Source organism: Nocardia terpenica, from assembly GCF_013186535.1.
Classification (GTDB): Bacteria; Actinomycetota; Actinomycetes; order Mycobacteriales; family Mycobacteriaceae; genus Nocardia; species Nocardia terpenica.
This window is the reverse complement of sequence record NZ_JABMCZ010000003.1, coordinates 2,050,623-2,067,456: the sequence shown is the minus strand read 5'-3', so window position 1 is coordinate 2,067,456 and position 16,834 is coordinate 2,050,623. Positions and strand designations below refer to the sequence as shown.

Here is a 16,834-nt window from a genome sequence, read left to right as displayed (position 1 = left end):
GCGGCGGACGCCACGCCGGTATACGAGCAAATCGCTCGTTACGTGGGAGATTCAGTGCAGGGTGCCCGCCGGGACGGCCAGATCGGTCTCGGTCTCCAGGCAGGTGCGGGTCAGTTCGGTCAGGCCGTCGGCGATCCGATCGACCGGCAGGTTCGGCGGTACATGCACGAATCCGCCACGGAGCGTGGGGTTTTCGGTGGCGATGAGGTGCAGCAGGCCGTAGAACACGTGGTTGCAGACGAAGGTGCCCGCGGTATAGGACACCGAGGCGGGGACTCCGGCGGCGGTCATGGCGGCAACGGCCGCCTTGAGCGGGAGGTCGGCGAGGTAGGCGGCGGGGCCGCCGGGAACCACCGGGCGATCCACGGGCTGCGCGCCCGCATTGTCGGGGATGCGGGCGTCGTCCAGATTGATCGCCACCCGCTCCGGCGTGATCTCGGTGCGCCCGCCCGCCAGGCCGAGGCAGACCACCAGCTCGGGCCGGTGCTCGGCGATCGCCGCCCGCAGCACGCTCAGCGAGGTGTCGAAGACGCACGGCAGCTGCGCGGCCGCGAAGACGGTGTCCGCCAACGGTTGTCGCCGGGCCAGCAGTTCCGCGGCGTCCCGGGACGGGTTGCTGGCCGCCCCGTCGAATGGCTCGAATCCGGTGATCAGCACGGTGCGCATCAGAATCCCCATACGTAGATGACCGCGATATTGCAGGCGAGCAGCGCGGCCGCGGTCGGCACCTGCGCCTTGATCGGTCCGTAGCGGTCCTTGGTCTCCAGCAGGATGGCGGGCACGATATTGAAGTTGGCCGCCATCGGCGTGCACAACGTGCCGCAGAAGCCGCACAGCATGCCGACGGCCAGAATGACCGGTGCGTGCCCGTGGAACTGGGTGACCAGCACCGGCCAGCCGATGGCCGAGGTCATCACCGGGAAGGCGGCGAACGCATTGCCCAGCACCACGGTGAACACCACCATGCCCAGCGTGTACAGCACCACGGCGGCGATCAGCGAGTCGTGCGGCAGCACGGCCGAGAAGATCCGGCCGATCTGCTTGCCCACCCCGGCCTGGTCGAACAGCAGACCGAGCACGGCGATCAGCTGCGGCAGCAGCAGGGCCCAGCCGATGGACACCGCCATCCGAGAACCCTCCCGCAGCGCGATTCCCGGCCCCGACCGACCGGCCGGGCGCAGCAGCGCCATGGCCACGACCAGCGCCACGAGCACCCCCGCGCCCAGCCCGGTCAGCGCCGGAGTCCCCTCGGCCAGCAAGGGTTTCCCGCCGACCTGCACCGAGGCGACCATCGTCGCGAACACCAGCGCGACCAGCGGGATCAACAGCGCCGGAACGAACAGCCGATTACCGAGTGTCGTTGCGGTGGCTTCGCGTTCGTCGCTCGTATTGGTGGCGATCGCGGAGTTCCCGAGCGCCCCCAGCCCGCCCAGCGCACCCACCACCAGCACCGCGAGCCCGAGCGGCCACGCGGGAGCGGACTTCTGGGTCACGAATGTGGAGTAGCAGAAGCACAGTCCGAGCAGCGCCCAGAACGCCCCCGCACCGGCGCGGCGCGGATTGTCCTCCTGCCGCACCGCGAAGGCCGCGATGGCGACGAAGAAGAACCCCATGAACCAGTACAGCCATTCGGCGTTGATCATCGCGCGACCGCCGCCCTGCCGCTGCGGGCCAGCCACCGATCCAGCCAGAGCAGCCGCGCGGTGTGGATCACGAAGGCGCACACCGCCGTCGGTATCGCCCACCGCGCCAGCTGCAAGGGGTCGAGTTGCAGGTGATAGGTGGTGTTCACGTACCCGGTGATCAGCAGGACGCTGCCCACCGCGATGAAAATGTCCTCGCCGAAGAACAATCCGATATTGTCCGTGCCCGCGGAGAACGCCTTGATCCGCTCGAGCGCCGGATCCGACAGCTCACCGAACCGGCGTTCGGCCGCGCCGCGCGCCATCGGGGCGATCAGCGGCCGCACCGTGTGCGCCTGCCCGAACACCCCGGTCAGCCCGAGGGCCGCGGTGCCCTGCCGGGCCAGCATGTAGCCCGACAGCAACCGCCCGGTGGTCAACACCCGGAGTTTGCCGATCAGCCGCCCGGCCTGCTGCTGCAGGCCGAACCGGTCGAGCAGACCGATGACCGGCAGGGTCACCACCCAGATCGTGACCGAGCGGCTGTCCGCGAATCCTTTTCCGATGCTGTCGAGAATCGCGGCCGGGGTCAGGCCGCCGAGCAGCGCCGTGACCACCCCCGAGACCAGCACGACGAGCATGGGATTGAGCCGAAGCGCGAACCCGGCGACGACCAGGGCCACACCCAATAGAACGAGCACGTATTCTCCGAAACCGACAAACGACTAGCGTGCGCAGACCGTACGGTGGCCGCCCTGCCTACCGCAAGCCGGGGCCGGTCATAGCGAAAGTCAGTAACGCTCCGTTTGCTGCGTGGCTACGGTGAACCCGTGTTTGGCGGTCTCGCAGTGCACACCGGTGGTTCGGGACGCGCAGGTGTAGTTCTGCACCACCAGAACCGCGCCGTACGGGAGAACCCGGCCGCCGCCCTCACCGGAGCCGCCGTTCGGCGGCGGACCCACGTAAATACCCTGATTGACGCAGGAGAAGTCGGTCCCGGACCCGGTGACCTTGACCGCCCGCTCCTCGACCGCGGGCTGATTCCCGCAGTCGGGTGTGGCGCCGGTGGTCGCCGGACCGGCGGGCCCCTGACACCCCGCGCCCAGACTGGGCTCGTCGGTGTAGATGCCGCACTTGAATTTCCCAGAGGGCGACTGGAAGAAGTACGTGGTGCCACTCAGGTAGTCCCGAGCATCGACGGTGGCATCATTCCTGTTCAGCGGCCGCGGACCTGTCGACTGCCGCACACCGCTCGCCGGACCGGACGCACTCGTCGGCCCGGAAGTCCCGGAATCGCCACAGGCCCCAGCACCGACCATCACGGTGACCGAAGCCGAAACCAACACCGCGATACGGGACAACGGAGTCATCAATTCTCCTCGTGTCGAACGATTCTCGGCCGCAGTAAGCAAACCGACTCCCCGGTCCCCGAAACGATGAGCGCGCCCACTGTACCAGCCCCCTGTTCGAATAGGCCCTGAACCAAGGTCTGTGGCCTGAGCCGCACAGTAGGGAGCATGTGGCAGCAGTATTCCGTCAGCTATCCGTCGGCGAGGCCGGTATCCCCGGACGGTCGGATCTACGTCGACAGGCGGTGCAGCGAGGTCTTCGGGGTGCGCGTTCGGCCGCTACCTCGGCGGCACGAAAAGGCCAGTTACCACTGATGATTCAGCGCAGTAAACCTCCGAGGGTCGCGAGTCGGCTCAGCCGGTCGGCAGGAGGAACGTTCGCGTTCATTCGGCCGTACTGGGGTAGGTGATGGTGATGATTGCGCCGCTGCCGGGGTGGTTGGTCGCGGTGACCGTGGCGTTGTTGCGTGTGGCGAGGGTGGTGACGATGGCAAGGCCGAGTCCGCTGCCACCGGCGGTGCGGGCGGTGTCGGCGCGGGTGAAGCGTTCGAAGGCGTGGGGCAGGAAGCCGGGGTCGATGCCGGGGCCGTGGTCGCGGATGTGGAGGGTGACGGTGCCGGGGGTGGCGGTGTGGGCGTGGATGGTGATCGGGGGTGCGCCGTGTTGGAGGGCGTTGTCGATGATGTTGGTGAGGATGCGGTCGAGGTCGTCGGGGTCGCTGGTCAGCCGCAAGTCTGCGGCGCAGTCGACGGTGATGTCGGTGCCGCGGTAGCGCCTGGTGACGGTGTCGAGGAGCGGTCGCAATTCGATTGTGGGGGTGGGTGTGTCGCCGGTCCGGCTGGTGGTGGCGGCGAGCATGGCGCGGGTGAGGCGGGAGAGCCGTTCGGTTTGGTCGAGGGCGGAGCGTAGGGCGGTGGTGAGTTCGGTGGTGGGGCGGGGGCGGCGCAGGGCGAGTTCGAGTTCGGTGGTGAGTAGGGCGAGTGGGGTGCGTAGTTCGTGGCCGGCGTCGGCGACGAATTGCCGTTCGCGGTCGATGGCTTCGTGCAGGCGGGTGAGCAGATCGTTGAATGTGGTTCCGAGTCGGGAGATTTCGTCGTGCGCCTCGGGTATGGGTAGCCGGGCGGCGGGGTCGGTGAGGGCGGCGGCGCGGGCACGCATGCGCTCGACGGGGCGTAGCGCGGCCATGGCCAGTAGATAGGCGCCGACGGCGGCGGCGAGCAGGACGAGCGGGAAGGCGACGGCGAGTTCGCGAGTCAGGTCGGCGACGGCGGCATCGCGGTCGGCGAGACTGGTCGCGGCGACGATGATCCGGTTGTCCGGTGCGGTGGTGGCGGCGAGGCGGACCGGTCCGGTCAGGTCTCCGGCGGTGGCGTGGTCGACCAGCAGGGTGCCGCGTTTCGCGGTGTCGAGTTCGGCGGGTGAGAGCACCGTGCGTCCGGACAGTTCCGGGGTGGTGGCGACGAGTTGGCCGGTGTCGGTGAGGATTTGGACGGCGGTGTCCTGGCTGGGGCCGGGCAGGACGGGCTCCACGGCGGCGGCCAGCGGACGCAGTTCGGTGAGCTGGTAGGTCAGTGATTCGGTGACGGCGGTATCGAGGAACGACCGCATGTGGGTGACGGTGGCGTAGCCGATGACGGCGAGTACGACGGCCATCATGACTGTGAATGCCGCCGTGAGCCGGATGCGGATAGGCCACCGGCGAATCATGAAGTGCGGCCGCCGTCGGTGCGCAGCCGGTAGCCGCTGCCGCGGACCGTTTCCAGGGAGGTGACCCCGAACGGCCGGTCGATCTTGTCGCGCAGGGCGCGGATATGGACGTCGATGATGTTGGAGCGTGATTCGTAGGCGAAGTCCCAGCAGTGCTCGGTCAGGACTTCGCGGGACAGGACGTTGCCGGGTTGGCGGGCGAACATCTCGAGGAGTGCGAATTCCTTGCCGGTCAGCTCGATTTCGGTGTCGCCGCGCCGACAGCGCCGGGCGGCGGTGTCGATGCGCAGGTCGCCGATCATGAACACTGTCGGCCGCGGGGTCGGGCCGCGGCGGATGACCGCGCGCAGGCGGGCGAACAGCTCATCGAGATGGAAGGGTTTGGTCAGGTAGTCGTCGGCCCCGCCGTCGAGGCCGTGGATCCGGTCGGTGATCGCGCCGCGGGCGGTGAGCATGAGTACCGGCACCCAGATCCCGGCCCGCCGCAGCCGCTCACACAGCTCGAATCCCGACATCCCGGGCAGCATCACGTCGAGTACGGCAGCGTCGTAGATCCGCCCCGCGGCGGCATCGTATCCGTCCGCGCCGTCCGTCGTGATGTCGACGGCGTAGCCCTCCTCGATCAGGCTGCGGCGTAGCAGTTCCGCCATCGTCGGTTCGTCTTCGACCACGAGTATCCGCATCGCGGCATCACCGGCCTTCGTCTTCATCGGCGCTTCATGAATACCGACTACACCTGTGCGGACAGCAGCGGCCACTGCGTCAACACCTACCCCACAGCGACAGGAACTGCCACATGATCGGCTGGAAAACACGCTCGACGGGCACCTCACGCCGCCGGATCGCCGCCGTCGGCGCGGCGGTGCTGCTGGTCGCGGCCGTGGCCGCCTGCGGCAGCACCGCCAAGAACAGCTCCGACCACTCCGCCGCGGCGCACCGGCCGGTGACCACCACCGATGCGGACTGGAAACCGGTCACCGACGCGCTCGGGCGCACCGGCAAGTTCGGCGATTCCAACACCGTGTACCGAATCCCGCTGGTACGCAACGATTTACAGGTAGTGACAGACGGTGTTCCGATCAGACCCGGGTTGTCGCTCGGCGGGTACGCGGCGTTCGCCAAATACGACGACGCCACCATACTGATGGGTGATCTGGTGGTCACCGAGGCCGAGCTGCCCAAGGTCACCGACGCGCTGCAGGCACACGGCATCGCCCAGACCGCGCTGCACAAGCACCTGCTCGAGCAGACCCCGCAGGTGTGGTGGACTCACATCCACGCCATGGGCGACCCCGCCCAGCTGGCCGCCGGACTGAAGGCGACCCTCGACACCACCACGCTCCCACCGCCCGCTGCGCCCCCGGCCCAGCAACCGCCGGTCGATCTGGACACCGCCGGTATCGATGCGGCCCTGGGCCGCAAGGGAACCGCCGACGGCGGCCTGTACAAATTCAACCTCGCCCGCACCGACACCATCGTCGACGACGGGCATGTCGTGCCGCCCACGTTCGGCGTCACCACCACGGTGAACTTCCAACCGCTTGGCGACGGCCGGGCCGCGATCAACGGCGATGTGGCCATGACCGGCCTCGAGGTCCAGAAGGTGATCCAAGCGCTACGAGCGGGCGGCATCGCGATCGTGACCGTCCACAATCACTCCCTGACCGACCAACCGCGCCTGTTCTACCTGCACTACTGGGCCGTCGACAACGCGGTGGCCCTCGCGAAGGCACTGCGCGGCGCGCTCGACGCGACCAGTTTGCAGCCCGCCGAGTAGGACAGGGGTTTCACCAGTGTTCGGCAGCCTCCACATCCTGTTCACCGCCGCGATCACCGCGGTACTCACCCTGGTCGCCGGCACGTGGCGGCTGGGACGACACGCCTGGCCGGACACCACCGCACTCGCGCTGCTCGCGGGGGCGTCGGTGTTCGGATGGCGGATCAGCGCCAACATGCCACAGCTCAATGCCGATGGCATGCCGGGGTTTTCGGCCAACGACTGGCTCGCCCCGGTACTGACATACGTGTTCGTCTCGCTGTACGCGGCCGTCCGGCCACCGGCGGATCGGCTCCGGTTCGACCAGACCCGAGCCCTGGCCGTCCTGATCAGTCTGGTAGTCAACGTGATCGCCATTTGAGCCTGTTCAGCAGAGCGGCTGCACCCCCGGCGCCTCGAGCAACTGCTCGACGCGCAACTCAACCGGGCACACCTCCACGGCCAGCCAATCCGCGAGCTTGTCCTCATCGGCCCGGGTGAACTCGCGAAACCGAATCCCGTGTTTCGGTGAGGCTTCGGCGAATACCCTCGAAGGCATCGCTTTTCGTGTGCGATGGAACAGGAGGGCGTCGTGACGATTCGGCTCGAGGTCGAGGCGCCGCACAAGACCGGTAGGAAGACTCGACGCAAGCTGCATGCCGCCGACAAGTGCGTGCTCACCCTCTACGGCGGCGGTAAGCCCCCGCAGACCCTGGCCGTCGATCGCGCCCTGCTGGAGCGGGCCGAGGCCACCGCGGAGTTCTATGCCGAACCCATCGAGCTCGTCATCGAGGGCGTGGCGACCCGGGCCGAGGCGCGGGCCATCCAGCGACACCCCTACCGCGCGCGGATCGTCCACGTCGACCTGATCCGGATCTAGGGACCGGTCTCAGTTCTGGCGTGGCATCAGTTCCGCGACAAAGCGTTCGACGAATTCGCCGAAGGGTTGGTCGGTGGAGCGGATGATGAATTTGGTGAGCCCGGCCTCGAGGTAGCCGTCGAGGAGGCGGTGCAGGTCGGGCCAGCTACCCGCGAAGACGTCGGCGGGGTCCAGGCCCGGTCGGCGCTGCCTGACGACGGCGGCCAGGTCGTCGGGGATGCCGTCTTGCGCGACAACCAGATTGATGCCGAAGTGGTCGGGCTCGATCTCCCGGCCCGCCTCGGCCGCCGCGGCCTCGATCGCCCGCCGGGCGCGCCCGGCCTCGGCGGGTGTCAGAAAGCTGCCCAGCCAGCCGTCACCGAAGCGGCCGATGCGCCGGAACGCCGCGGGAGCGGAACCGCCGAGCCAGATGTCCAAGGGCCGGGCGGGCCGGGGCTCGATGCTCGCTCCCTCGACGGTAAAGAATTCACCCTCGAAGTCGACTTCATCCTCCGCGAGCACCGACCGCAGCAGCCGCAGCGATTCATCGAACACCGCGCCCCGCTGCCCCTGCGGAACCGGAAACAGGTCGCGCTCCCCGGGCCGCGCCGACTGCAACCCGAACACCGGCAACACCCGCTTGGGCGCCAATGCCGCGAGCGAGGCCAACTGCTTGGCGACCAGCACCGGATGTCGTCCCGGCAGAATCGCCACCGACGTCCCCACCTTCAGATTCCTGGTCCGCGACAAGGCGAATGCCATTCCGACCACGGGATCGACCAGCGTCGAATACACCAACTCCGACAACCACAGCGAATCCACTCCGGCGGCCTCCAGCGTGTCCACCACGCCCGCCAGTTCCTCGGGTCCGCTCTCCCCCAGCCCCACCCCGAATCGAACCTTCATCCGCACACTCCTCCGCCCGACGCATGTCCCCCCTGCCAACCGGGCCCGCGCACGATCCATTCCCGCGCCCGATCAGCGCAACCAGTCGTATGCCGTTCCGGTGCCCGTGCGGAGCGCACGGCGATAGGCCAGCCAGGACAGGGCGAGATCCTGCCACGGGAGCCCGACCGGGGCGTACACGGTGATCTGCTCGGCGGCGGTTCGGGCGGGGGCCGCGCCGCGGAGAATGTCGCCGAGGGTGGCCGCCGCATGCTCCGGCCCGAGCCCCACCGCGCCGAGCGCCCCTGCGCCGCTGGCGAATTCGACGTCGTCGACCACCACATGGGCGGCGCGCAACAACTCGGCATCCAGCTCCGCCTTGCCGGGCTCGTCCGCGCCGAGGGAGGTGAGGTGCATTCCGGGCCGGGCATCGGACCTCCCGAGCAGGGGCGAGCGGGCCCAGGTGGCGAGGACGACCAGGTCGCAGCGCGCGGCCACCTCGGCGGGGCTCGCCGCGACCCGGCCCGAATCACCGGCGAGGGCAGCGGCTTTCGCGCCGTCCAGGTCGTGCACGGTGAGCCCGCCGATACCGCGCAACCGGGACAGGCCGTCGACGACCAGGCGGGCCTGCGCGCCCGCGCCGATCACGCCGACCTCGGAAATATCGTGGCGCGCCAACCGATCGGTGCCCAGCGCGGCGGCCAATCCGGTGCGCCACGCCGTGATCGTCGCCGAATCCAGCACCGCGAGCAATGCGCCGGTGTTCAGGTCGTGCAGGCAGACCACGCCGCGCAGCGCCGGATCGGAGCCGGGGAACTTGGCATTCACCTTCACCGTGTAGGCGGGGATGCCGTCGAGCAGTCCGGGAATCAGCGCGGTGGCGGTCCCGGGCCCCGGCAGGTCGGTCCGGACCCGCTGGGCCGTAACCGGAACCGGAAGCGCCGCGAAGCCGTCCCGCAGCGCGGTCAGGCATTCGTCGATCGACAACAGGCCGGTCAGATCGCCGTGGCCGAGAAGGATGGTCATGATTCGACTATCGCCGACCTCTCCGATTGCCGGACAGCCGGATTCGGGGGTCGGTACGCTGTCTGATGGCGGCTGCTCGGTTGATACGGGAGGTGTTCGATGCGAGTGACCACTCCTCCGGCTCGGTCCGAGAGTGCCGATTTGGCCGCATTCGTTCGCGAGGGGCTCGATGCGGCGAAGTTCTTTCCCGCCATGATCGGCGGGCTCACCGATCAGTTCCGGCCGGAGGATGTGCCCAGCGCCGACGATCCGGGGCGGACACCGCCGCGGGACGGGGCGGTCGCGAGCACCGGGCAGCCGAACGCGCGCATCCTCGACGAGCCGGGGGCGGCGCGCTGGCGGCGGCATGCCGTCGGGTCGGGCGACACGATCACCGTCCGCTGGTCGGCGGTCGCGCCGCGAAAGGTGCGGCGCTTCAACTTCTTCTGCACCCATCCCGACTGGGACCCGGAGCAACCGCTGAGCCGCCTACAGCTTCGAACCCACTCCGCCGACGAGTTCACCTGCACCGTCTACGGCGGCACCGCCCCGCAATCCCCGGCCATCCTCGGCTACCACGACCCGGCCTGCCGCCCCTTCCACACCGAGGTCACCGCCTGCCGCGCCTACTGGGATCCCGACGCCGCCAAGCCTTTCCAGGACGGCGGCATGCTCCCCGCCACCGACGAACAGTTCAGCCTCCCGCTCCCCCACCGCACCGGCTACCACGCCCTGCTCTGCACGTGCGAGGTGGCCGACACCGGCCTGGCCTTCTATTCGGTGATCGACCTCGACTTCGGGTAGGTCAGCGCTCGGGCCAGAACCAGGGCGGGCGATCGAGGAATTTCTGGCCCTCGATCAGGGTCTCGCCGTCGTTCTTCACCAATTCGATTGCGGTGGTGTCGATATCGAGTTCGGCGGCGGCGGCCTCGGCGGCGGCGATGAGGGTGTGCGCGTGCGAGACCACGATGAGCTGGCTGTGCTGGGCGGCGGTGGCGATCAGCGAACCGAGCGGGGCGAGCAGGTCGGGGTGCAGGCTGGTCTCGGGCTCGTTGAGCACCATCAGCTCCGGCGGGCGCGGCGTGAGCAGGGCGGCGACCAGCAGCAGATAGCGCAGGGTGCCGTCGGACAGTTCGGCGGCGGTGAGCGGGCGCAGCAGGCCCGGCTGATGCAGTCGCAGTTCGAAACGGCCGTTGTATTCGGTGACGTCGACGCGGCTGCCGGGAAAGGCGTTGTCCACGGCCATATTCAGCAGCTCGCGGTCGCCGATCTCGCGGATGGTCTGAATCGCCGCCGCCAGGTCGCCGCCATCGCTGCCGAGAACCGTTGTGCGCGTGCCGATCCGCGGTATGCGGGCGGGCGCGCTCGCGTCGGTGCGGAAGTGGTCGTAGAAGCGCCACGACCGGAGTTGCTCGCGGACCCGCCACAGTTCCGGTGCCACCTGGGGATCGGGGAATTCGGTGAGCATGCTGTCGAACAGGCGGATCGGGTAACCCCGGGTCGCCCGATGGCCGCGGCCGAGGGTGACCACCCCGTTGTGCCGGTCGACCAGGACCGTCGACAGGCGCAGCACCGGGCCACCCCACACCACCTCGCGTTTGATCTCCGGATCCAGGCCGAACATGCCCTCCGGGTCGCCGTCGCCGGGCATCCCGAGATCGATGGCGTACCCGAAGTCGTCACCGCCGAACCCCAGCCGCAGCCCCACCGGCTCCCCCGAGCGCCCGATCGTGATCCGCCCCGTCCCGGCCGGGCGCGTGACCGCCTGCGGCCCCGCCCACAGCGTCGACGGCAGTCCGCCCTCCCGCGCCAGCGCCCCGACCGCCCCGTTGCGCGCGGCATCCGCCAGCAGTCGCAGCGCCCGATACAGACTCGATTTGCCGCTGCCATTGGCCCCGGTGACGATGTTCAACCTGGTCAACGGCATGACAAGGTCACGCAGCGAGCGGTAGTTCTCGACCGCCAAGGTCAACATCACCCCACCGACCATAACGGGCGCGACCGACAGATTTGTCACCGATCGTGGCTACCATCGGGAACGATGCACGCCGACTTGATGTTCGATTCGCTGGACGGGCTGTCCGTGGGGGACGCGCTGGGCCAGGAATTCCCCGTGCTGGGCCGCTCGATTCCCCAGCTCCGGGCGGGCGATCTCCCGCCCCGGCGGTGGCGGTGGCGGTGGACCGACGACACCGAGATGGCGTGCTCGGTGGTCACCGAGCTGTGCGCTCGCGGCGGCATCGACCAGGACCGGCTTGCCGCCGCGTTCGCGCAGCGTTTCGATCCGAGCCGCGACTACGGCTTCATGGCGGCCGACATCCTCCGCCGCATCCGCACCGGCGCGCCCTGGCGGGATGCCTCCGGTTCCGCCTTCGACCACCAGGGTTCCTGCGGCAACGGCGCGGCCATGCGGGTGGCACCCCTGGGCGCCTGCTACGCGGGTGATCCGGAAAGGGCTGCCGCCGAAGCGATCCGGTCGGCACAGGTGACACATCTGCATCCCGAGGGCATCGTCGGCGCGGTCGCGGTGGCGCTCGCCGCCGAACTGGCCGCCCGCGCCCGCATGACCGGAACCCGCCCCACCCCAACGGAATTCCTCACCGCCATCCTCGACCGGCTGGGCGACGGCGAGACGACCCGACTGATCCACCACGCCCGCACCCTGCTCGGAGCCCCCGCCGACCGGGCGGCCCGGGAACTCGGCAACGGCTCCCTCGTCACCGCCCAGAACACGGTGCCGTTCACATTGTGGGTCGCCGCAACACATCTGGACGACTACCCGACCGCCATCACCACATGCCTCGCGGCGGACGGAGATATCGACACCACCTGTGCCATCGCGGGCGGAATAGTCGCCGCCCACACCGGCACCCGCTCCGGCCCCGCCGCCGGGGTGCCACCCGCCTGGCTCGCCGCCCGAGAACCATTGCCGGGCTGGCTCACTCGGGTCCGAACCGAGCACAAGTCCGCGCCGGGCCGCGTACGACGATGGCTGTTCGGCGCGCCGCGAGGGTAGAGTCGGCGGTCATGGGGCAGGGAAACGTGCTGGTGACCGGATCTTCCGGTGTGGTCGGGGCCGCCGTCGCGGACGAAATGCACAGGGCCGGATGGCAGGTGCGCGGCTGGGACATGCGCCCCGGGCCGTGGACGACCCACCTCGGCGATCTGCGGGACGCGCAGCTGCGGGCGCGCGCCGTCGCCGGAGCCGACACCGTGGTGCATACCGCCGCGCTGCACGCCCCGCACGTCGGCGCGGTTCCGGACGCGGAATTTCGTGCCGTGAACGTCGAGGCCACCGCCGCGCTGCTCGAGCGGGCGGCCGAATGCGGTGTGCGGCGACTGGTTTACACCAGTACCACCTCGGTGTACGGGCACGCCCTGGTGCCCGACGACCGCGCGGTATGGGTGGACGAATCGCTGGAGCCCCGGCCGCGCGACATCTACGACGAGACCAAGCTCGCCGCCGAAGCCCTCGTCCGCGCCCATCGCCCGCCCGCGACGATCATCCTGCGCATAGCCCGCTGCTTCCCCGAGCCCCCCGCGATCCAGGCCGCGCACCGACTCTACCGCGGGGTCGACGTCCGCGACGTGGCCGCCGCCCACCGGCTGGCCGCCGAAAACCACGAGGCGACCGGCACATTCAATATCGCCGGTCCACTGCTGTTCCACCTCGCCGACACCCGTCGGCTATGGCTGGACGCGCCCGCCCTGCTCACCCACCGATCCCCCGAAACGGCGGCCCTGTTCCACCGGCACGCCTGGCCGATACCGGCCAGAATCGACCGCGTCTACGACTCCGGCAAGGCACGCCGCGAACTGGGCTACCACCCCGCCTACGACGTAACGTCACTCGCCGCGACGGCGTAACCGCCTCGCGCACGGCCTCATTCGAGTTCATCGGTTCCGGTCACCGGGCCGGAATCTGTCCTGTTGCAGGAGATCCCGGCCAAAAGCATGCCGGGATCACGAGGGGGACGTGTGCTGACGGGCTCAGGTCGTCAGCAGGCCGACCCTTCTGGGCCCGGTCCCGACGCTTCGCCGGTGTGCAGGGTGACCGTGGTGCCCGCCGGGACGGATGTGCCCGGTGCGGGGTCCTCGCTGGTGACCATGCATTGTCCGCCGTTCGGGCCGCGGCCCGTGCCGCCCTGGACATTGCCGCGCAGGCCCGCCTGTTCGAGCATCTGTATTGCCGGGACGGGGCGCTCGCCCCGCACGTCCGGCACCGCCCGATTCGCGGCGCTCGGCTGACCCGCGGCGCTCGGTCGGCTCGCGGGGCTGGGCTGGCTCGCCGACGTCGGGTGCGTGGGCGGCGCGGGCTGGCTCGCCGAGGTCGAGGGCGTGGGCGGCGCGGGCTGGTTGTCGGCGTTGCAGCCGGACAGTAGCGCGGCGGCGGCGATCGCGCAGACGGCAGTGGCACTTCGCATGTGGTCGTCCTTTCTTGACGGCTCCGACGAAACTACCGTGACCGTTCAGAACCCGAGCGCGGACGACAGATCGCTTTCCCAGTAGGTCACGGCCGCGGCGGGACCGATCTCGGTCCCGTCCGGCAGGGCGACCGTCGTAGGGTAACCGTCGTCGTTGCTGTTGTCGGTGTCGACGAAGGTGACCTCGACGGTGCTCGCCGGGGTGACCCGTGGGTCGTCGGCGGCGGAGGTGACGATCGCGGCGTAGGCGGTCTCACCGCGCGCCAGGGTGACCGCCGCCTGCGGGCTGCTGTCACCGACCACCGACGCGGGGACGGAGCCGTCGAAACGCAGCCGCGGGTAGTAGTAAGCGGTGCACGGTGATTCGCCGCGATTGGTGACGCTGAGGACCAGATGGTTGATCGGGCGCTCGACGTTCTGGACCGTCACCGTCGTGTTCGCGGGCATGCAGGCATCGGTCTTGGTGACGGAGCCGTCGGGCGAGGCGCCCGCGGCGGTCGCGGTGAGGGCCACGGTCGCGGCGGCCAGGGCGGCGGCGGTGCAGGTGCGGTGGATCATCACTGTCCTTTCCGAAGGGGTACGACCGAGAGCCTGTCCATTCCGGTTCGTCGGCGGCAACGTGGAACGGCCACAACGGGACGCGGGAACGTTCCACCCCCTTCCGAGCTGCGGGAACACCGCCCGATGTGGAACGGCGCCTTGGCATTCCGGCCGCCGACCCCGCACGGGTGACCGGTCGGTAATATCCGCTCCGTGGGCGGAGTGTGCGTCGAGTCGGCCGGAACGAGCGGGCGAGCGGGTGGCCGTGAACGGCAGTGAGGCGGCCGAACTCGCCGCCCTCCTGCGCGAGGTCAAGCAACGCAGCGGTCTCAGCTACGGAATCCTGGCCAAGCGCCTGCACACGAGTACCTCCACGGTGCACCGCTATTGCAACGGCGACGCCGTCCCCGCCGACCCCACCGCGGTCGACCGCTTCGCCCAGGTATGCCGCGCAACCCCCGCCGAGCAGACCGAACTCCGCCGCCGCTGGGAACTGGCGAACCTGGCCCGAACCCGAAAAGCGGAGGCACAGCGCACGAATCAGCTCGCGGGGGGCGACGTATCCCGGCCTTCGACCGAGAAGACCGCTACCCAGGGCATCACCGCCGAGACCCGACCCGCCCGCCCCGGACCGCGCCGATACCGAGTGCCGATGCTCGCGGCCGCCGTGCTCGCGGCGGTCCTGTTCGTCACCGGCCTCGTGGTCGCGCTGAAACCCGGTGCCGCCCAGGGCAGGTCACGCGCCACGGCCGCCGCTCCCGTCGGCACCGACGCACCGCTGTCGGTGACCGTGCGCCCGTACACCTGGGAAGATCCCTGTACCCCGCACTATCTCGTCGATCGCCCGCCCGCCCAGGTGCCGCCACCCCCGCGCGAACAGGATGCGGCGGGCTGGGCCGGTGCGCTGGGCGCGGTGTCCGCCGACAGGCAGCGGGTCGAGCTGACCGTGCAGGGCACCGGCGACGACACCATCGTCCTTCAGGCACTGCATGTTCGCGCGGTGCGGACCGCGGCGCCGTTGCCGTGGAACAATTTCGCGATGGCGTATCGCGGAATCGGCGGCTGCGGCGGCGGTCCGGTCGATGTGGTGACCTTCGACGCGAACCTCGACTCCGCACAACCCGCCATGACCGTCCGGGACGGCCTCCCGAACTTCCCTTACAAGGCAAGCAAATCCGACCCCCAGCAACTGGTCGTGGTCGCACAGACCCACTCGCACGATGTCGGCTGGTACCTGGAGCTCGAATGGTCGAGCGGCACCCGCCACGGCACCCTCCGCATCGACGACCACGGCACCCCGTTCCGAACCAGCGCCGCCCTCGAACGCCCCACCTACGCCTACGGACTCGACGACGGCCACTGGGGGCCACCCGACAACTGACCCGAGGAGGGCCATGATCCACCACGGCTAGGGCGCAACGGTCGTCCGGGCGGGTCGGTAGCGGGCCCGGAGGCGGAAGCGCTCGCCCTGGGGACCGAGGATGCTCAGGAGCTCCACCGGGCGCACGTCGGCATTGCCGAACCAGTGCGGCAGGTGGGTATCGAACTCGGCGACCTCGCCCGCGGCGAGAACGAGCTCTCGATCACCGAGCACCGCGCGCAGCCGCCCGCTGAGGACGTACAGCCAGTGGTACCCGTCATGGGAGGTGGGCTTGGGTTCGACGCTGTTCGGGCCGCCGGGAAGAACCTGCTTGAACACCTGTAGCCCACCGGGATTGCGCGTCAACGGCACCACGGTCATCCCGTTGCGCACGAACGGCTGCGGATAGACCCGCGAATCCCCCTGGCCGGACCACCCACAAGCTCATCGAGCGGCACCCGATAAACCCTCGCCAGCCGCAGCAGCTGCCCCAACCCGGGCGTCCGCTGCCCCGACTCCAGCCGCGACAAGGTACTGACCGCGATCCCGGTGCTCTCCGCCACCGCGGTCAACGTCGCCCCACTGCGACACCGCAACTCCCGCAACCGGGCTCCCACCGCCCCTACCACGGCATCGACCTCATCAGTCATAGGTTCACTGTGCCCACCGTTTGCCACGCCCACAAAGCAACTTTGCCAATCCGTCAACAGCCCCGCAATGTGCCTGATACCCACCGGCACGTCCGGTCCTCGCGCTGATCGCCTCGGCGACGCTATACAGTTCACTCTCGTCCGGGATTCGGGGAATCGACCGAGCCGGGACGGATTCGTCCGAACGTCGACAACCGAGGAGAACAGCATGGCCACCGGAACCGTGAAGTGGTTCAACGCCGAAAAGGGATTCGGCTTCATCGCCCAGGACGGCGGTGGCCCCGACGTCTTCGTGCACTACTCCGCCGTCCAGTCGGCGGGCTTCCGCTCCCTGGAAGAGGGCCAGCAGGTGACCTTCGACGTGGCCCAGGGCCCGAAGGGCCCGCAGGCCGAGAACGTCACTCCCCAGTAAGCTCGGCACTCGCCCGCAACCTGGCGGGAGAACCACGCCGCCAGGCCACGGGCGCGGACGGAAATCGCCCCCGCACCCTCAGCTCGGGAATTCGATGTCGTCGGTGGCGATGGCCGCCGCGATTCGGCCGGGGGCACTCGTGTGCTGCCAGTACAGATTCGTGTGCCGGATGACCGCCTCGGGAAACGACGGCGGAATTCGGTCGATCACCAAGAGACGTCACGAATGTCGATGATAGGACGCGGCACCGACACGATGTCACGTT

At 69.5% G+C, this 16,834-nt stretch carries 21 protein-coding genes and 1 pseudogene; 8 read left to right on the top strand and 14 right to left on the bottom strand.

Features of this window, described 5'->3' with window-relative positions; translation table 11 throughout:
- Positions 1–51: 51 nt before the first annotated feature.
- From pcp to HPY32_RS31120, 6 genes are all read right to left on the bottom strand, one after another.
- A complete protein-coding gene (gene pcp / locus HPY32_RS31145; RefSeq protein ID WP_197696336.1) occupies positions 52–678 on the bottom strand; it encodes a pyroglutamyl-peptidase I in 627 nt (208 codons plus the stop codon).
- Positions 666–1,679, bottom strand: a complete 1,014-nt coding sequence (locus HPY32_RS31140; RefSeq protein WP_231951312.1) for a DUF979 domain-containing protein — start codon at positions 1,677–1,679, stop codon at positions 666–668. Before HPY32_RS31140 ends, pcp begins: the two co-directional genes overlap by 13 nt.
- Positions 1,640–2,323 (bottom strand): DUF969 domain-containing protein, encoded by a 684-nt coding sequence (locus HPY32_RS31135; protein ID WP_067578202.1) that lies wholly within the window; start codon positions 2,321–2,323, stop codon positions 1,640–1,642. The genes HPY32_RS31140 and HPY32_RS31135 overlap by 40 nt, the downstream gene beginning before the upstream one ends.
- 90 nt (positions 2,324–2,413) lie before the next feature.
- Positions 2,414–2,992 (bottom strand): hypothetical protein, encoded by a 579-nt coding sequence (locus tag HPY32_RS31130; protein WP_156673870.1) that lies wholly within the window; start codon positions 2,990–2,992, stop codon positions 2,414–2,416.
- A gap of 363 nt (positions 2,993–3,355) precedes the next feature.
- The gene (locus HPY32_RS45845; RefSeq protein ID WP_171983130.1) at positions 3,356–4,627 is read right to left on the bottom strand and encodes a sensor histidine kinase; all 1,272 of its coding nucleotides are present in this window, start codon (positions 4,625–4,627) and stop codon (positions 3,356–3,358) included.
- 47 nt (positions 4,628–4,674) lie between these two features.
- Positions 4,675–5,388: a response regulator transcription factor gene (locus HPY32_RS31120; protein WP_067578195.1), complete on the bottom strand. Its 714-nt coding sequence runs from the start codon at positions 5,386–5,388 to the stop codon at positions 4,675–4,677.
- A gap of 86 nt (positions 5,389–5,474) precedes the next feature.
- Between HPY32_RS31120 and HPY32_RS31115 the strand changes: the two genes are divergently transcribed.
- Both HPY32_RS31115 and HPY32_RS31110 read left to right on the top strand, forming a co-directional pair.
- Positions 5,475–6,455 carry a DUF1259 domain-containing protein gene (locus tag HPY32_RS31115; RefSeq protein ID WP_067578193.1) on the top strand — a complete coding sequence of 327 codons (981 nt, stop codon included), beginning with the start codon at positions 5,475–5,477 and terminating at the stop codon, positions 6,453–6,455.
- Positions 6,456–6,471: 16 nt separating this feature from the next.
- The gene (locus tag HPY32_RS31110) at positions 6,472–6,816 is read left to right on the top strand and encodes a hypothetical protein (RefSeq protein WP_067578191.1); all 345 of its coding nucleotides are present in this window, start codon (positions 6,472–6,474) and stop codon (positions 6,814–6,816) included.
- A 6-nt stretch (positions 6,817–6,822) separates the two neighbouring features.
- Here HPY32_RS31110 and HPY32_RS31105 read toward each other — a convergent pair whose 3' ends face one another.
- Entirely contained in the window at positions 6,823–6,993 is a 171-nt protein-coding gene (locus HPY32_RS31105; protein ID WP_156673869.1) for a hypothetical protein, read from the bottom strand.
- Between the two features lie 33 nt (positions 6,994–7,026).
- Between HPY32_RS31105 and HPY32_RS31100 the strand changes: the two genes are divergently transcribed.
- Positions 7,027–7,314, top strand: a complete 288-nt coding sequence (locus tag HPY32_RS31100) for a hypothetical protein (protein WP_171983129.1) — start codon at positions 7,027–7,029, stop codon at positions 7,312–7,314.
- A gap of 9 nt (positions 7,315–7,323) precedes the next feature.
- Here HPY32_RS31100 and HPY32_RS31095 read toward each other — a convergent pair whose 3' ends face one another.
- Both HPY32_RS31095 and HPY32_RS31090 read right to left on the bottom strand, forming a co-directional pair.
- A complete protein-coding gene (locus HPY32_RS31095; RefSeq protein ID WP_067578187.1) occupies positions 7,324–8,199 on the bottom strand; it encodes a TIGR03854 family LLM class F420-dependent oxidoreductase in 876 nt (291 codons plus the stop codon).
- A gap of 72 nt (positions 8,200–8,271) precedes the next feature.
- Positions 8,272–9,204: an ornithine cyclodeaminase family protein gene (locus tag HPY32_RS31090; RefSeq protein WP_067578185.1), complete on the bottom strand. Its 933-nt coding sequence runs from the start codon at positions 9,202–9,204 to the stop codon at positions 8,272–8,274.
- A gap of 141 nt (positions 9,205–9,345) precedes the next feature.
- Between HPY32_RS31090 and HPY32_RS31085 the strand changes: the two genes are divergently transcribed.
- Complete coding sequence (locus HPY32_RS31085) at positions 9,346–9,987, top strand: lytic polysaccharide monooxygenase auxiliary activity family 9 protein (RefSeq protein ID WP_171983128.1); 642 nt, start codon at positions 9,346–9,348, stop codon at positions 9,985–9,987.
- A 1-nt stretch (position 9,988) separates the two neighbouring features.
- Here HPY32_RS31085 and HPY32_RS31080 read toward each other — a convergent pair whose 3' ends face one another.
- A complete protein-coding gene (locus HPY32_RS31080) occupies positions 9,989–11,161 on the bottom strand; it encodes an AAA family ATPase (protein ID WP_067584407.1) in 1,173 nt (390 codons plus the stop codon).
- A 63-nt stretch (positions 11,162–11,224) separates the two neighbouring features.
- On the opposite strand from HPY32_RS31080, the gene HPY32_RS31075 reads away from it, so the two are divergent.
- The gene (locus HPY32_RS31075) at positions 11,225–12,199 is read left to right on the top strand and encodes an ADP-ribosylglycohydrolase family protein (protein ID WP_231951311.1); all 975 of its coding nucleotides are present in this window, start codon (positions 11,225–11,227) and stop codon (positions 12,197–12,199) included.
- Between the two features lie 11 nt (positions 12,200–12,210).
- A complete protein-coding gene (locus HPY32_RS31070; RefSeq protein ID WP_067578182.1) occupies positions 12,211–13,050 on the top strand; it encodes an NAD-dependent epimerase/dehydratase family protein in 840 nt (279 codons plus the stop codon).
- Positions 13,051–13,181: 131 nt separating this feature from the next.
- Here the strand turns inward: HPY32_RS31070 and HPY32_RS31065 are convergent, their stop codons facing one another.
- Complete coding sequence (locus tag HPY32_RS31065) at positions 13,182–13,607, bottom strand: PASTA domain-containing protein (protein WP_067578180.1); 426 nt, start codon at positions 13,605–13,607, stop codon at positions 13,182–13,184.
- A 45-nt stretch (positions 13,608–13,652) separates the two neighbouring features.
- A complete protein-coding gene (locus tag HPY32_RS31060) occupies positions 13,653–14,165 on the bottom strand; it encodes a DUF4232 domain-containing protein (protein ID WP_067578178.1) in 513 nt (170 codons plus the stop codon).
- 247 nt (positions 14,166–14,412) lie between these two features.
- On the opposite strand from HPY32_RS31060, the gene HPY32_RS31055 reads away from it, so the two are divergent.
- Positions 14,413–15,528 carry a helix-turn-helix domain-containing protein gene (locus HPY32_RS31055; RefSeq protein ID WP_067584401.1) on the top strand — a complete coding sequence of 372 codons (1,116 nt, stop codon included), beginning with the start codon at positions 14,413–14,415 and terminating at the stop codon, positions 15,526–15,528.
- Positions 15,529–15,555: 27 nt separating this feature from the next.
- Here HPY32_RS31055 and HPY32_RS31050 read toward each other — a convergent pair.
- Positions 15,556–16,157, bottom strand: a pseudogene (locus HPY32_RS31050) (helix-turn-helix domain-containing protein).
- A 208-nt stretch (positions 16,158–16,365) separates the two neighbouring features.
- Between HPY32_RS31050 and HPY32_RS31045 the strand changes: the two are divergent.
- The gene (locus HPY32_RS31045) at positions 16,366–16,569 is read left to right on the top strand and encodes a cold-shock protein (protein ID WP_067578176.1); all 204 of its coding nucleotides are present in this window, start codon (positions 16,366–16,368) and stop codon (positions 16,567–16,569) included.
- A gap of 78 nt (positions 16,570–16,647) precedes the next feature.
- On the opposite strand, the gene HPY32_RS45840 is transcribed toward HPY32_RS31045, so the two are convergent.
- Entirely contained in the window at positions 16,648–16,779 is a 132-nt protein-coding gene (locus HPY32_RS45840) for a hypothetical protein (protein WP_269456466.1), read from the bottom strand.
- Between the last annotated feature and the right edge of the window lie 55 nt (positions 16,780–16,834).

Bases quoted from the DNA above. Each gene is read 5' to 3' on its own strand.
- HPY32_RS45845 (WP_171983130.1), bottom strand. From the start codon at position 4,627: ATGATGGCCGTCGTACTCGCCGTCATCGGCTACGCCACCGTCACCCAC.
- HPY32_RS31120 (WP_067578195.1), bottom strand. From the start codon at position 5,388: ATGAAGACGAAGGCCGGTGATGCCGCGATGCGGATACTCGTGGTCGAA.
- HPY32_RS31065 (WP_067578180.1), bottom strand. From the start codon at position 13,607: ATGCGAAGTGCCACTGCCGTCTGCGCGATCGCCGCCGCCGCGCTACTG.
- HPY32_RS31090 (WP_067578185.1), bottom strand. From the start codon at position 9,204: ATGACCATCCTTCTCGGCCACGGCGATCTGACCGGCCTGTTGTCGATC.
- HPY32_RS31070 (WP_067578182.1), top strand. From the start codon at position 12,211: ATGGGGCAGGGAAACGTGCTGGTGACCGGATCTTCCGGTGTGGTCGGG.
- HPY32_RS31060 (WP_067578178.1), bottom strand. From the start codon at position 14,165: ATGATCCACCGCACCTGCACCGCCGCCGCCCTGGCCGCCGCGACCGTG.
- pcp (WP_197696336.1), bottom strand. From the start codon at position 678: ATGGGGATTCTGATGCGCACCGTGCTGATCACCGGATTCGAGCCATTC.
- HPY32_RS31115 (WP_067578193.1), top strand. From the start codon at position 5,475: ATGATCGGCTGGAAAACACGCTCGACGGGCACCTCACGCCGCCGGATC.
- HPY32_RS31095 (WP_067578187.1), bottom strand. From the start codon at position 8,199: ATGAAGGTTCGATTCGGGGTGGGGCTGGGGGAGAGCGGACCCGAGGAA.
- HPY32_RS31105 (WP_156673869.1), bottom strand. From the start codon at position 6,993: ATGCCTTCGAGGGTATTCGCCGAAGCCTCACCGAAACACGGGATTCGG.
- HPY32_RS31075 (WP_231951311.1), top strand. From the start codon at position 11,225: ATGCACGCCGACTTGATGTTCGATTCGCTGGACGGGCTGTCCGTGGGG.
- HPY32_RS31045 (WP_067578176.1), top strand. From the start codon at position 16,366: ATGGCCACCGGAACCGTGAAGTGGTTCAACGCCGAAAAGGGATTCGGC.
- HPY32_RS31130 (WP_156673870.1), bottom strand. From the start codon at position 2,992: ATGACTCCGTTGTCCCGTATCGCGGTGTTGGTTTCGGCTTCGGTCACC.